This window comes from Microcoleus sp. Pol7_A1, assembly GCF_036701085.1.
GTDB classification, from domain to species: domain Bacteria; phylum Cyanobacteriota; class Cyanobacteriia; order Cyanobacteriales; family Microcoleaceae; genus Microcoleus; species Microcoleus asticus.
In genome coordinates this window covers 1-14806 of record NZ_JAUBQD010000057.1, presented here as the reverse complement: position 1 = coordinate 14806, position 14806 = coordinate 1, and the positions used below count along the sequence as shown (strand labels likewise).

13 protein-coding genes are annotated in these 14806 nt (G+C 46.1%); 9 read left to right on the top strand and 4 right to left on the bottom strand.

The genetic code is table 11. The features are described from left to right. The first annotated feature begins 18 nt into the window (after positions 1-18). Both QUA20_RS24855 and trmB read left to right on the top strand, forming a co-directional pair. Positions 19-771: a Uma2 family endonuclease gene (locus tag QUA20_RS24855; protein WP_333192026.1), complete on the top strand. Its 753-nt coding sequence runs from the start codon at positions 19-21 to the stop codon at positions 769-771. Positions 772-930: 159 nt separating this feature from the next. Further along, positions 931-1563, top strand: a complete 633-nt coding sequence (gene trmB, locus QUA20_RS24850) for a tRNA (guanosine(46)-N7)-methyltransferase TrmB (RefSeq protein ID WP_333192024.1) — start codon at positions 931-933, stop codon at positions 1561-1563. 148 nt (positions 1564-1711) lie between these two features. Here trmB and QUA20_RS24845 read toward each other — a convergent pair whose 3' ends face one another. Next, positions 1712-3226: a phospholipid carrier-dependent glycosyltransferase gene (locus tag QUA20_RS24845; RefSeq protein ID WP_333192021.1), complete on the bottom strand. Its 1515-nt coding sequence runs from the start codon at positions 3224-3226 to the stop codon at positions 1712-1714. Positions 3227-3534: 308 nt separating this feature from the next. Between QUA20_RS24845 and QUA20_RS24840 the strand changes: the two genes are divergently transcribed. After that, positions 3535-6897, top strand: a complete 3363-nt coding sequence (locus tag QUA20_RS24840) for a CHAT domain-containing protein (RefSeq protein WP_333192018.1) — start codon at positions 3535-3537, stop codon at positions 6895-6897. A 141-nt stretch (positions 6898-7038) separates the two neighbouring features. Here the strand turns inward: QUA20_RS24840 and acsF are convergent, their stop codons facing one another. After that, positions 7039-8115, bottom strand: coding sequence for a magnesium-protoporphyrin IX monomethyl ester (oxidative) cyclase (gene acsF, locus QUA20_RS24835; protein WP_333192015.1), 1077 nt, complete (start codon positions 8113-8115; stop codon positions 7039-7041). A 375-nt stretch (positions 8116-8490) separates the two neighbouring features. Between acsF and QUA20_RS24830 the strand changes: the two genes are divergently transcribed. Together QUA20_RS24830 and rpmF are read left to right on the top strand one after the other, a co-directional pair. After that, positions 8491-8967: a TM2 domain-containing protein gene (locus QUA20_RS24830; protein ID WP_172186128.1), complete on the top strand. Its 477-nt coding sequence runs from the start codon at positions 8491-8493 to the stop codon at positions 8965-8967. A 256-nt stretch (positions 8968-9223) separates the two neighbouring features. Further along, positions 9224-9397, top strand: a complete 174-nt coding sequence (rpmF, locus tag QUA20_RS24825; RefSeq protein WP_006632406.1) for a 50S ribosomal protein L32 — start codon at positions 9224-9226, stop codon at positions 9395-9397. A 42-nt stretch (positions 9398-9439) separates the two neighbouring features. On the opposite strand, the gene queA is transcribed toward rpmF, so the two are convergent. After that, positions 9440-10576 carry a tRNA preQ1(34) S-adenosylmethionine ribosyltransferase-isomerase QueA gene (gene queA, locus QUA20_RS24820; protein ID WP_333192011.1) on the bottom strand — a complete coding sequence of 379 codons (1137 nt, stop codon included), beginning with the start codon at positions 10574-10576 and terminating at the stop codon, positions 9440-9442. A gap of 147 nt (positions 10577-10723) precedes the next feature. Between queA and QUA20_RS24815 the strand changes: the two genes are divergently transcribed. Continuing rightward, positions 10724-11113: a hypothetical protein gene (locus tag QUA20_RS24815; protein WP_172186126.1), complete on the top strand. Its 390-nt coding sequence runs from the start codon at positions 10724-10726 to the stop codon at positions 11111-11113. Between the two features lie 200 nt (positions 11114-11313). On the opposite strand, the gene QUA20_RS24810 is transcribed toward QUA20_RS24815, so the two are convergent. Next, on the bottom strand, positions 11314-11904 hold the full coding sequence (locus tag QUA20_RS24810; RefSeq protein WP_333192009.1) for a YraN family protein: 591 nt from the start codon (positions 11902-11904) through the stop codon (positions 11314-11316). 12 nt (positions 11905-11916) lie between these two features. Between QUA20_RS24810 and QUA20_RS24805 the strand changes: the two genes are divergently transcribed. From QUA20_RS24805 to QUA20_RS24795, 3 genes are all read left to right on the top strand, one after another. Beyond that, positions 11917-12438, top strand: a complete 522-nt coding sequence (locus tag QUA20_RS24805) for a pentapeptide repeat-containing protein (protein ID WP_333192007.1) — start codon at positions 11917-11919, stop codon at positions 12436-12438. A 298-nt stretch (positions 12439-12736) separates the two neighbouring features. After that, on the top strand, positions 12737-13741 hold the full coding sequence (locus tag QUA20_RS24800; protein ID WP_333192004.1) for a DMT family transporter: 1005 nt from the start codon (positions 12737-12739) through the stop codon (positions 13739-13741). A gap of 36 nt (positions 13742-13777) precedes the next feature. Then, a complete protein-coding gene (locus QUA20_RS24795) occupies positions 13778-14281 on the top strand; it encodes an SET domain-containing protein-lysine N-methyltransferase (RefSeq protein WP_333192002.1) in 504 nt (167 codons plus the stop codon). Positions 14282-14806 lie beyond the last annotated feature (525 nt).

The window sequence follows — 14806 nt, the reverse complement described above, 5'->3', positions numbered from 1 at the left end:
AATAAGAGGTAAAATACCGTGACAGCCACTACAGCCGACTTAAAAATTACCTGGGAAAAATTGCCAGACGGCTTCATTTTAGACGAGGAACCAGTGGAAAATATCGACCAACCCTTGCTAGCCGCCGCCTTGCGGGAAATCTTAGAAATCGCAGGGCTAATTGTAACAGGAATATTAGTTGCCCCAAACATGGGAATTTGTGCGACAGTAGACAGCAAGCTAGTAATCAAAGCTCCAGATTGGTTTTATGCCCGCAACGTACAGCCGCTTTCCAGTCAAGAAATTCGTCGCAGTTACACTCCCAACTTAGAAGGAGAAGTCCCGGCGATTGTCATGGAATTTTTGTCAGCTACTGCCAACGATGAATATTCAATAAAACCCACGTATCCGCCGGGAAAATGGTTTTTTTACGAGCAAGTATTGCGAGTGCCTATCTATGCACTTTTTGAACCTGCAGCCGGAGTTCTCGAAGTCTATCAGTTGAATTCATCAGGACGATATCAAGTACAGCAACCTGATTTAAACGGTCGTTATTGGATTGAAGGAGTTGGGTTATTTTTGGGTGTTTGGCAGGGAACCAAGGCCGAAAGAACCGGATATTGGTTGCGCTGGTGGGATGAGAGCGGAGAGATGTTATTGTGGGGAGCAGAAATGGTAGAAAGGGAACGGCAGCAAAGGGATATCGCTCAACACCAAGCCGAACAAGAACGAGAACGATCGGAAAGATTAGCCGCGCAATTAAGAGCAGCAGGCATTGAACCAGAAGCCTAATGCAATAATGAGCAATTAAAAGTTGCAGAGATACAATTTTTAATTGCTCATTAATTAAAAAGTATTAGACAACATCGCAAAAATCAATATTTCTCAGCGTAAATCTACGTTAATCTGCCTTCATCAGCGGTTAAAAATTACATTCAGGAGACAGCAAAATTGGCAAGAGTAAGAGTGCGGGAACACGTCAATCCCCTATCAATTAGATATCAAGCATCTGCAAGCCCCCCGGATTGGACAAAAATTTATGCTGACTTAAATTTACCGCTGCATTTAGATATCGGCTGCGGCAGAGGGCGGTTTTTGTGGCACATGGCGCAAGTACAAACTGACTGGAACTTTCTAGGATTAGAAATTCGGGAACCTCTGGTAGAGGAGGCTAATCTTTGGCGGGACGAAAAAGGCTTGACAAATTTGCACTATTTGTTTTGCAATGCGAATAGTTCCCTGAAGCCCATTTTAGAAACTTTACCCGCAGGTATTTTGCAGCGAGTTAGCATTCAATTTCCCGATCCCTGGTTCAAGAAAAAGCACCACAAACGGCGGGTGGTGCAGCAGGAATTAGTTAATGAATTGGCAACTTATCTCGCAGTTGGCGGTGAAGTTTTCATTCAATCTGATATTGAGGAAGTAGAAAGGGAAATGTGCGATCGCTTTTCATCTCACCCCAGTTTTAAACGTCAAAAAGGCGACAACTGGCTAGCAGAAAATCCCCTACCTGTGGCTACAGAAAGAGAAATTGCTACTCTGAAACGGGGCGAACCAGTTTATCGGGCACTGTATCAAAAATAATGCTCGCTTTGGCAAACTCACCTTTGTCATAAATGTTATAACTTACCTCTTGCACCTTTGTTAGGAACAGGCAAGATGCCTGTTCTACAAAACTTAATTTTCTTGTGGAACGGGCATCTTGCCCGTTAATCAAAGAATTATTTCTAACTTAAACCCAAGACGGCAGCCACATCCGAATTTTCCATTCCCACTGCGACAAAGGCAGTCCCAAATAGATAGGCATCCAGAAAATAAAAGCACCCAAAACCAGAAAAATAATTGTTACCCCCATCCCTCGGAGTCGAGTTTGAGGGCTGTGCAGCCACCTGTCAACCCACCAAGCAAGTGCTAAGGCTGCAAACACAGAACAGCCCATATAATGGTACAAAAATATGCAGCGAGTCACTTTCACCCAAGGCAGCAAATTAGCGGCCCAATTAACTATTAAATATAACGCCAGCCACATTTCAGCAGTCGGCGGAAACAAAATCGGCCGCTGCTGTTCTATGGTGTCAACAGAAGCTTCGCTGCGCGTTTGCAGCCACACCAAAATCCGGTGAACTAAAACTCCTATTACTAGCAATAAAGCTAAGGTTGACAACCACCAAAGGAAGGGATTTCCCATCGCGTGAACGTCAAAAATTGCCTGAGTTGCACCTTCAGGTAAAGGCGGCAAAACCGGATCGGGTTGGGCATTGCTGCTAGCAGTTTTGTAGAAGTAAACTATGGGGCGCAGCATCAAAGGCCAACTGTACCACGTGGAACAGTAAGGATGTACATCTGGGCCGCTTTTAATCCGCTGGTGATAAGTCAAAATTTCCGTTTGCATCTGCCAAAAATTGGGAGTTGGATTAAAGTGCAGGTGAGGAATCCAAGAGATGCTGTAAACTATAATAGGAATAATAGCTAGACTTAAGCAGAGTTCTATAAGATTGAGTTTAGTGAGTTTTTGTACGGGACTTTCGGCAGGAATTAAAGGTGAATTTACCTCGCGGCTTTGTTCTTCATTTCCTCTGTTACCCTGGATAAAACGAACGGCCCAAGCACAGATTAAAATTAGATAAGTACCGAAAAGAAACCACAATCCGTTCCATTTAATAGCCGCAGATGCGCCGAAACCTATCCCGGAGAGTACCAGCCAAAGCCAGCGCTTTTTGCCTTCTGCTTCTACGGCTTTTAAAATAAATAACTGACCTAAAATTCCAAACAAAACTAGATAAATGTTGTTCAGCGCGTAGCGAGACTCAACTAAAAACAAACCGTCGCAGGCGATAAACAAAGCAGCAAGAAAAGCAAAGGTGCGGCGCCGAACTAGCTGATAAGCTAGCCCTCCCACAACTAGGGGAATAAAGGAACCTGTAAGAGCATTCAGCCAGCGGTAATCCCAAGGAGAAAGCAGGGAGCCAGCCATACTGTTGACGGCAGTTTTTCCGAAGGGAAGATGAGTACCGATCCAAATGCCGATCGCAATTATGTACTGGCTCAGAGGTGGGTGAGCGTTGAAAAAAGGAGTTTTTGTGAGATAATCGTTGGCAAATTTAGCGTAATAAACCTCGTCAAATACTAAGGTGTTAAATCGCTCCAGTTCCCAAAATCGGAGAGTTAAAGATAGGAGGAATACAGCGAACATTCCTAAGCCAAAAACCAAAGTAGATTTGTTGAATTGTTTTTTGTTGAGTTTCATAAAACAGCAGAAAATAGTAGATGCTAGATTTTATAGAGATCCCTAATTTGAAATTCCTGAGTTGAGAGTAAAGTAAAATAGGACTTGTGCAGAAACCGAATTTTTGAGGAGAAACCGGGTTTTTTGGAAAAACCCAGTTTCTTAAACCCGGTTTCTAATCATGCTTGGAGAGTGCAGCGAGAAGCAGTAGCGACTATTGTTTCACCAAATGCTCCCCATCTAATTGGCAAGCAGGAAGGAAAAGCGCGCATCACAAGGTGCGATAGATTATGATAGCAGCTAATTAGGTCTTTTTTGAGCGAGTGCTTATGAATCCCATACTTTCGATTTGGGGGCGTTGGGGCTTAGCTGTAGGTGCGACTATCCTGATGGGATTTGCCGCCGCGCCAAATCCCAAGACATTTGAAAGTTTTGCTGATTTCTGTACCAACAAAGAGAATTTGACCCCGGAAGCCAGACATACGGTGGAGGTGTTGCTATCAAAAGCAAAAACACAAGAGTGCGATCGCGCTCAAAAAACCCTGACTAATCTCACAGAACTTTCCCTAATTCGCAATCAAATAGTCGATATCAAACCCTTATCAAAATTCACCAATCTGAGAAAGCTCAACCTCAGTTTAAATCAAATAGCAGATGTGCAACCATTATCGGGACTGACTAATCTAAGATTTCTCGTCCTCAATTTCAATCAAATCTCAGACGTGAAACCATTATCGGGACTGACTAATTTGACAGAGCTTTTCCTCGAAGCCAATCAAATCGTAGATTTAAAACCTTTAGCTGGGTTGACTAATCTAACAGGGCTGTCCCTCGCATCTAATCAAATTGTAGATGTGACACCTTTATCGAGAATGACTGAGTTAAATTTTCTTTATCTAGGTGGCAATAAAATTGCAGATGTGAAACCATTATCGGGATTGACAAATCTGATACTGCTTTTCCTCGCATCAAATCAAATCGCAGATGTCAAACCTTTAGCGGGATTGACAAATCTGACAGCCCTAGACCTCTGTAGAAATCAAATCGCAGATGCCAAACCTTTAGCGAGATTGGTAAATCTGACAACCCTCGATCTCAGTATAAATCAAATCCCGGATGGGGAAGCCGAGCGATTAATTCAGAAAAACAAACAACGATTAAATCAAAAAACAGATGAAGCCGAGCGATTGCTTCAGGAAGCTGAGCGACTATTGGCTCAGGAAACAGCAGCATCTTACCAGGAGGCCTTGCAAAAGTTTGATGCAGCGCGTTCGCTTTATCGAATGCTTAGAAATTGGAAGTACGAAGCTTACACGCTGAATCAAATCGGCTTAATTATTAATAGATTAGGAGACAGACAGCAAGCCCTGAACTACTACAAGCAAGCTCTTTCTTGGCATCAGACTATAGCCGATCGCCATATGCAAGCCGTCATCCTCAACAATATCGGCGCCGTCTACTATGCTTTGGGAGAGAAACAGCAAGCCATCGACTACTATAACCAAGTCCTTTCCCTAATTCGGGAAATGGGCGATCGCGCTGAAGCAAGTATCAACCTCAGCAACATCTCGAACATACCCGCATACAGCGACTCATCTTTGGACGATCGCACTGGGGAAGCCACCACACTCAACAACATCGGCTTAGCCTACAACGATTTAGGAGAAAAACAGAAAGCAAAAGAGTATTTCAACCAAGCCCTTCCCTTATTCCGCGCTATGGGCGATCGGGCTAAGGAAGCAACTACCCTCACCAATATTGGTTTAGTCTATTCAGATTTGGGAGAAAAACAAACAGCCCTCGACTACTACAAACAAGCCCTCGATTTGAGACAAAAAGCGGGCGATCGGCGTGGAGAAGCCCTCACCCTCAACAATACAGGTACTACTTACTCAAAATTGGGACAACAGCAGAAAGCAGAAGAATATTTCAACCAAGCCCTGCCGCTGTTTCGCGCTGTGGGCGATCGTCCTGGGGAAGCTCTCACCCTCTACCATATGGCTATTCTCAAAGGCGATCGAGGCAATTTAATCGCAGCCCTCACTGACATTGAAACCTCCATCAAAATCATCGAAAATCTCCGCACCAAAATTACCAACCACGAGCTCCGCATCTCATACTTTGCCACCGTGCAGGACTATTACCAGTTCTACATTGACCTGTTAATGCAACTGCACAAAACGCAACCCAATTCTGGTTACGATACTAAAGCCTTTCAGGCTAGCGAACGCTCCCGCGCCCGCACTTTATTGGAACTTCTTCAAGAAGCAAACGCCGATATTCGCCAAGGTGTAGCCCCAGAATTATTGCAGCGAGAACGCAATTTACAACAGCAACTCGATGCCTTAGAAACACTCCGAATCGAAACTATAAGCCGCCCCAATCATACCCCTGAACAACAAGCAGAATTAGACCAAAAACGGCAAACTTTACTAGGACAATATCAGGACATTCAAGCCCAAATCCGCTCCACCAGTCCCCGGTACGCCGCCCTTACCCAACCGCAACCTTTAACCCTGGCACAGATTCAACAACAAATCCTCGATCGCAATACAATTTTACTCCAGTATTCTTTAGGGAAAAAGCGCAGCTATCTGTGGGCTGTCACCAAAACCAGCATCACCAGTTATGAATTACCTCCTAGGATCGACATCGAAAAAGCCGCCCGCAATTTCCGCGATGCTGTGACTAACCCGCGCTACCGAAACATTCCCGATCGAGTTGCTGAAGCTAACAACACGCTCAGTCAAATTATTTTACAGCCCGTAGCAGCACAACTCGCTCAAAAACGCCTGCTGATAGTTGGCGATGGCATTCTCAATTACCTGCCATTTGCCGCCCTCTCAATCCCCGAAACACCCGGTAAAAATCGGAATCAGCCTTTAATTGTAGACCATGAAATTGTGCTGCTGCCTTCCGCTTCCACCTTGGGAATCTTAAGACAAAACTACAATGACAGACAACCTCCTACTCGGACTTTAGCAATGCTCGCCGATCCAGTTTTTAGCGCTGACGATGAACGAGTAAAAAACGAGTCAACCGCCACGAATCGGGAAGCAATAGAATCAGTAAATCTCGGTTTAAGCCGCTCTAGTCGCGACAATAACATACAGTGGAGCCGTTTAAAATTTACACGCCAAGAAGCTCAAATCATTCAAGCGTTATTCCCAGCTAATTCTCGCACCGCATCTTTGGATTTTGCAGCCAGCCGCGCCGCAGCAACCAGTCAGAACTTAAGCCAATATAAAATCATTCATTTTGCCACTCACGGTTTAGCGAATAGCACTCACCCGGAACTATCGGGAATCATCTTGTCACTGGTAGATGAAAAGGGCAATCCCTTAAACGGATTTCTGCGACTTACTGATATTTTTAATTTGAAGTTAGCAGCAGATTTAGTAGTGTTAAGTGCGTGTCAAACCGGATTAGGACAGAGCATTCAAGGCGAGGGCATGGTAGGATTAACGCGGGGATTTATGTATGCGGGGGCTCAGCGAGTTGTGGTGAGTTTATGGAATGTGGATGATGAAGGAACAGCTACGTTAATGTCAAGTTTTTATCAGGGAATGCTGCAAAAAGGGTTAACGCCAGCGGCAGCATTGAGGGCGGCACAACTGGAAATGTTGAAGCAGGAAGAGTGGCGTTCTCCTTATTATTGGGCGGCTTTTAACCTTCAGGGGGAATGGCGATAAATTTTATAAAAAAAACCAGCATTAATTCCAATTCCGAGCGAATGTAAGTCTGGCGAGAACTTTTTGCGGTGAATCTGGATACCAAAAAAAGCGGCTCCGCTTGTCGCAGAACCGCCGTCACAGAGGATGAAAAATCAAAACTTAACGGACTGCACCCTGTACAGAAGGTGATTCAATTGTTTTCATGAAGTACAGCTTCACTAATTGCCAGCCGTTCGACAAATACAGAGGCAATTTTTGGAAGAATTGCAAGAATTTCGGAGTTTCAGAAGCAACAATTGCGGTCAACTGCTGATTGTTCTTGAGGCAAATATCCAGCCGTTCATAAAACTCGGGGTTGTTCACGTCGAGCATCACGGGGAATACGCGGCCTGCTGTTTCGTTGGTCTTTTTAATCACTTCAATGTCGTATTCGCGAGCATCGAGTCCGAGCGATCGATAAAAACCGGCGCGCTGGATATCATTGAGATACATTGTCGCAAACACTGACAGCAAGAAGAAACGGCACCAAAGCTTAGCGCGCCAATCGTTCAACATCTGAGGCTGAGCTCTCATCACCGCATCAAAGAAATCTCCGTGGCGGTTTTCATCCTGGCACCAATTTTCAAAGAATCGGAAAATCGGATAAATCTGGTCTTCAGGATGGGCTTTTAAGTGCTGATAAATGGTGATGTAGCGCCAATAACCGATCTTTTCCGACAAGTAAGTCGCGTAGAAAATAAACTTCGGCTTAAAGAATGTGTAACTGCGGCTCTTTGTCAAGAAACCCAAATCAAGGGACAAATTAAAGTCCGAGAGAGCTTTGTTGAGGAATCCGGCGTGCCGCGCTTCGTCCCGGGACATCAGCATGAAACCTTCGGCCAGCACGGGATTTTTTCCTTTGAGCCTGCGTCCCAATTCTTTGTAAAGCAAGAATCCAGAAAACTCAGCGGTGCAGGAACGTTCCAGAAACTCAATGAACAATTGGCGCTTTTCGCCGTCGATGTGTTCCCAAGATTGATCGAACTCGGCATCCCGCACGAAGTGGTTTTTGTTGTAGTCAACGCGGAACTCTTGGATAATTGCTTCTAGTTCGGCTTCATTTACCGAGATGTCCATTTTGGCCATCTCGTCAAAATCTGTTGTGTAAAATCTCGGCGTGAGAATAGTTTCTTTGGCTGGGGCTTTCACTCCCGGCCGCATTTCTTCAAAAGTGGGTTTTTTGAGGGAATCTACCATATGTTTATTGGATTTCTGGTTATAACTACTCAGAGTTTCAGTTGCCTGTTACTGCGGGCGATCGATCGCCCCTGTCTGTTCGTCTTCGTCAGACCGCCCGATCGGCCTCGTTATACTTTACCAAGCTCTCGACCCTGGAAATATATTGCTGGCGTTAAGAATTGCTACGCAGAATTACTTATGGGAGTGTGGGAGACTGGGAGTGGGGGAGACTGGGAGTGGGGAGACTGGGAGAATTGCAATTTTTGTATTCTCTCTTCCTTCAGATGATGCACAAATCTCTCCTCGTGTCAAACTGTTCAAACACTAAATAGAAAGTACAAAATATAGAGAGGGAGTCCAATAGTTAGAATAACCAAGCAGGACGGTCAGAAAATGAGCAATTTAGGTGTTAGTTACCTTTTATGGGCAGCTTGTTTTTTCGGCCCATTCGGACTCCACCGCCTCTACAACGGCAAAATTGGTACGGGTTTACTGTGGCTGTTTACCTTTGGTTTGTTTGGGTTCGGGCAATTGTTTGACTTGCTGCTGCTGCCGAACATGGTGGACGAACACAATGCCACTCTCAGGGGCAAACTCGGCGTATCTCGCGAAGGTATACCGCTATATCCCAGCAGCGGGGCGATCGCCGCGACATACCCCAAGCAAACTCCCGACCAGTTAGGGGTTAAACTCCTGAAGGCAGCTTATACCAAGAAGGGAAGATTATCTGTCACCCAAGGGGTGATGGCAACCGGCGCTACTTTTGCCGAAGTGGAAGAAGCTTTCACGGCAATGCTCAAAACGGGTTATGTCAGTATCGAGAACGATTCAGTAACTGGTGTCGTGATCTACCACTTTCACGAACTTTAGAGGCTGCGGGTGCGTCAGAATCGGGGATTTTATGTGTGGTTCGAGAAGCTAATCGCTGACGCAACCTACTACTCGCCGAACGTCTGAGCACTAGCCGCACGTCTCAGGCCTAAAATCTAAAATCTAAAATCTAAAATCGACTGACGAATGCCTTCTGACGGATGCCTTCTGACGAATGCCGTTTGTGGAGGAAGCATTGCTGGCAAAATCGGCTAGAATGTTTGTTTGTCTATATAAGCAGAAAGTATTTAGCGTCATGGCAGTCCCTAAGAAGAAAACCTCCAAATCCAAGAAGAATATGCGCAAGGCCACATGGAAGCGCAAAGCTGTAGTGGCAGCTCAGAAAGCTCTGTCCCTGGGCAAATCTGTTCTGACTGGGCGTTCCAACAGCTTCGTGTATCCCGGCAATGAAGAAGAAGAGGAAGAATAGAAACAAAATACAGGGCATTGGGCGAACCCGATGCCCGATCGATCAATCCATTTTTGCGGTTGGTAAAATCAGCATGGCATCGCCAAACGAATAAAAGCGGTACTGATGCTCGATCGCTTCTCGGTACAAATCCAACAGCCGAGGCCTTCCAATCATCGCACTTACCATCATCATCAAAGTAGAGCGGGGCAAGTGAAAATTGGTAATCATCCCCTCTACAACCCGCCACTTGTAACCAGGGTATATAAACAAATTTGTCTGGCCGCAAAAAGGCTGCAAGGAAAAATCGCCGCTCGCCGCCGCCGCTCCCTCTAAAGCTCGCACTGCTGTCGTACCCACCGCAAAGATTCGCCCGCCTCTAGCTTGAGTTTCGCGGATTTTCTCGACAGTGGCGGGGGGTACTTCCACCCATTCGCCGTGCATTTGGTGAGCCGTCACGTCTGCCACCTCCACCGGGCGAAACGTCCCTACTCCGACGTGTAGGGTGACAAAAGTTTTTTCGATTCCCCGCTGCTGCAAGCGACTGAACAATTCTTCGGTGAAGTGCAGGCCTGCTGTGGGGGCAGCCACCGCCCCAAGCCGATCGGCATAAACAGTCTGGTACTGTTCCGCTGAAGCTTGGGAATTTTCGATGTAGGGCGGCAGGGGTACGTGGCCGTATTCGTCCAAAAACTTCGCCAGACTCGCATCTGTGGGGATGTCAAACTCCAGCAGCCGCCCTCCTGTTGCGTCGTCCCTGGCGATAACTGTCGCAGTCAATCGACGATCGAGCACGGCGGCTTCGGGAAGGCAACAGCAAGGAGCTGCAGCGGAGTCCTCACTTGCTGGGGCGATCGGGTCAAACTCAATTTGCGACCCCAACTTTAAGCGTTTCCCCGGTTTAACCAAAGCCAGCCAGCAGTTGTGCTGCCGTTCTTCCATCAACAATATTTCCACAGCCGGGCCGTTGGGTTTGTGCCCGTAGAGCCTCGCTGGCAGCACGCGGGTGTTGTTGAGTACCAGCAAGTCTCCGGGCTCCAGCAAATCTGGCAAATCTCGGAAAATCCGGTGTTGCTGGCTGCTGGGAGAATCTACAGCCAGCAACCGAGAACTGTCCCTCGGCACTACGGGATTTTGGGCAATGCGCGAGGGCGGAAGTTCGTAGTCGTAGCCGTCCAAAGACCAGTCAATCTCTGTCATCGAGTGAATTCCTGTGCGATCGATCTGTCAACTGGGTAACAAATTGGGTAAAAACCCCCATCCAAAGTCGGGTGCTTTTCCCCTTGTGGCGGCGGGTATAGCCCGCCATGATAGAGGTATAGCATCAGCTTTGCTCGAAGGATCGTTATGGAATACCTCTACTATATCGCCAATACTAGCCTTACTCTGAGAGTCGTGGATTACCTGCGCACAGCTCATCATCTTCCCTTGCAATTTATCACTGTTATTCACCAAATAGACGGCTGGGTGGTGAAGGTGAAAATGAGCCAATATTTAACTCCAGAATTGCACGGGGATTTTCGGGCTTTTATGAACGAACTCGGGATTCCTTACGATCCTGAAATTCGCTTGCAAATGGCTCTTTGGAGTTTGGAAACGGGACAGTCGCCGCTGAGCGTGATGCGCCGCTACCAGGTGGCAGTGGTTTGTCACGGCAGCCCTGACCGCAAGGAAATTGAAGCGTTTCGCCAACAATTTGTCAAGGGCCTGGGATATTGCCCGGAAACTCTCGCCTAGACTTCTACTCATATAAATTAGCTGTTATGGCAGAGGGGGAGAGGGAGAGAAAGGGGGAGAGGGAGAGAAGATTTAACGCTTTTTTCACGTCCGTTAAAGATCGAGAGAGAAATTCGCGAGAGCCTAGGGAATTTAACAATCAAAAACTACCTAGTGGCATTGCTTTGTGATTTTACCCTCTAATTTTTAATTATATATTTTTAATTGCTAAAAGCAGATCGAATGTATTCTTGCAGGGTAAGGCGGTAGTTTTCTGCAAGGGCGGATTGAGAGTTCGCTGCTGTTAACGGTAATATTTGTTTAGTGTTTGGTCGTGAAGGTTCGCACCTGACTAGGGCGACATCAAAGCGACAAGAATTATTTGCTAAATCTGGACGAGTGCTTAAAAATATTTCGGCTGTTTGCCAAAGTTTGGCTTGTTTTGTGGTAGTAACAGCCAGCATTCCACCAGCATCCCAATTTCCCCGGCGGCGAGTTTTTACCTCGACAAATGCTAATGTTGGGGATTTGTGATTGGGAAGAACTCGGTTTTTTTCGCTTTCTTCATCTCTTCCGAGTGCGATGATGTCAATCTCTCCCCAGCGACAGTGCCACTGTCGGTGCAGGATTTCCCAGCCTTGCTGCTGCAACCACTCGGCGACTAATTTTTCTCCCAATGTGCCGATATCCCGAGAGTTTGGGGATTGGGGGGAATTCGAGTCAGCCGTCGCAATCTTGTTTGAGGGCTTCGCGATCATCGGGCGATCGCGCTTTATGGTAGAATTCAATTCTGAACTGTCACGGCTGCCCATTAGCTTTAACTTATGAATTCTCGAATTCGCCAACATCGCAAAAATATTTATACTTTCTTGCTGAGTTTTGTTATTTTAGCAGTAATTGTCGCTGGGGCGATCTGCATTAATCCCGCACCTGCTTTCGCTGTGGTTCACGACAAAGAAATCCTAGTCGGCGCTGATTTTAGTGGACAAGTTCTGACTGACGACAGTTTTAATAAAGCTAATCTTCGCAACAGCAATTTTACCAATGCAGATTTGCGGGGTGTCAGCTTTTTTGCGGCCAATATGGAAGAGGCAAATTTTGAAGGCGCTAATTTAACGGGTGCTACTTTAGATTCAGCTCGCATGATGGAAGCAAATTTAACTAATGCTATCCTTGAGGGTGCTTTTGCTTACAATACCAGGCTGGAAGGAGCTGTGATTGACGGTGCTGATTTTACAGAAACACTGCTGCGAGACTATATGATAGAAAAACTTTGTAAAGTTGCAAAAGGTACTAATCCCGTGACGGGTAGAGATACTCGCGAAACTCTTTTTTGCGATTATTAAAAGGCTAATCCAACCAAACTTACCCCGCACGCGGGGTAAGTTCCATGTAAACTATCTGGCAGTAGGGCGATCGGGTTCGATCCACTGACCGATACACGACTAAAATATCAGCGGAACCCCCAGCAAATCGAAGGCTTTATGCTGTAAACGAGTGGGCGCCGTCAGGCCTAAACTAACTGCAACACCCGCTAGTTTAAGCTGCATTCGAGTTAAAAATATTGATATTTCTTACTCTAGTCAACCTCTTTACGGTTAACTAACGGAATTTAGTTCAATTGCTAATCGATTAGGCTACTCAATGACTACAGAATTAAATATTGGTTCTCAAAGATCGCCAAGCACTCTCCATGCTTGGGGTATAGCAGTGTTGATCCTTGTCACCCTAATCTGGGGTACAAGCTATCCAGTTATCAAGGGAGCTCTCAGCAGTCTTTCTCCTTCTGCAATATTTGCAACCCGCTACGTAATAGCAGCGTTGCCGTTTACCCCCTATTTACGCTTCCTTAATCTTTCCCTGCTACGGGATGGAGTCTTTTTATCACTAATACTGTTTCCTGCATCAGTCCTCCAAACCCTTGCCCTTGAGACGACTTCTGCCGATCGTGCTGCATTCATTGCCAGTTTCAACGTCATCCTAGTTCCTCTGCTAGGGCAACTGCTAGGTCGGCAGGTGTTCCCAAAAACTTTCCTCGCCGCAGGAATTGCCATCTTTGGCATTGGAGTGATGTGTTGGGAGAGTGAACAGATCGCGATCGGCGATCTGTTGATCTTGGGCAACGCCTTCCTCTACTCGATCTACACTCTTAAGCTTGAGTCCACCACGTTGCGCCACCCTATTTTGCCACTCGCCGCGATCCAGCTTTGGGTAATAACAATATTTTCTTTAATCTGGGCCGCTCCAGATCTGGTTACACAACAGGAAGCAATTGGCGCGAATCTTGGTATTCTTTTATATATTGGCTTATTTGATACTGCTGCTACGATTGTGCTTCAAGTAGTGGCTCAACGATGGGTTAACGCTTACCAGACGGCGCTAATTTATACGCTCGATCCGATTTTCGCAGCGGTTTTCTCGTTTCTACTACTGGGAGAGAAACTTGGAATACGCGGTGTGATTGGCGCATCTCTTGTAGTGGTGGCAATGGTTTTTGGTCAAAGCAAATCTCAGGACGCTGAGCACAATGGCGAAATCCAGGTTAACGAGTCGATAGTCGCAGCGCTGTCAGATTCCGATACTGAGCCCATTAACGCTCCAGTGTCGCTTCGGAGCGCTAACGTCGTGGAATTAGAATTAGATTTGTAATTTGTATTAAGAGTGAGGAAAATGGGTTTCGATATTTTGATCCAGCAAACAGAGAAAGGTAGAGGCGTTTTTGCCAGCCGAGGCTTCCGTAAAGGTGAGACTGTGGTGGTTGGACGCCGAGTCGATATCTTGCCCGAAAGAACTACTCACTCGATTCAGATGGACTTTGACCTGCATATAGAATTAGATGAACCGGCATTATTGATCAATCATTCTTGTAGCCCAAACACAGGGGTTCGGAATAATCAATTCGGAGCCTACGATTTCGTGGCATTGGTTGATATTCCTTCGGGAAGCGAGATTACATGGGATTACTCTACAACAGAGTACACTTTCATTGACATTCCCAAATGTTGTTGTGGCTCCGCCGAATGTCGATCGAAGCTTCTTGGATATAAATTTCTCCCTGACGAAATCAGGCAAACGTATGGTGAGTTTATCGCCGATTACCTCAGAGTAACGGCACCTGAAACGGAACTTCCCCCGCGCGATCTTAAAGTTCCTAGTATTGCCCCCACCAGTAGGGCGATCGGGCTTTAGCCCCCGCCGGATATATGACTGGAATGTCAGCGAAACCCCCAGCAAATCGAAGGCTTTCTGCTGTAAAGGAGTTGGGGTCGTCAGGCCAGAACTAACTGAAAGACCAGCTAGTTTAGGCTGCACTCAATTTTTAACGATCGTCGATCAATTAGTCAGTAACGTCCGAAAACTTTGAGCGGGAAACTTTTCCAAAGTATGCTTTGTTGAAGCTTTCCGTTTCGCGCGAGTGGCAGACAAAACCTGGACAACCACCGAACCCGACTCAGAAGCATCTAATATCAAATCCGCGCTTCATCCTCCTGGTAAAATCGAGTCAACATTCAACATTCAACCATCCTTCAGTTTTTCGACTTCGAGTTAACTCAAATCCGGTAGCATCGGAATAATAAAATCGAGTCAACAGTTAAACTCAACAATGATATTAAATCCGGCAGCATCGGAATTAATATTAAGTAGGTCGGCGAGAAAAAACAAAACTATGTTAAGATACATAAATAAAACTCTAGTTTTAGTGGGGTAACTAAT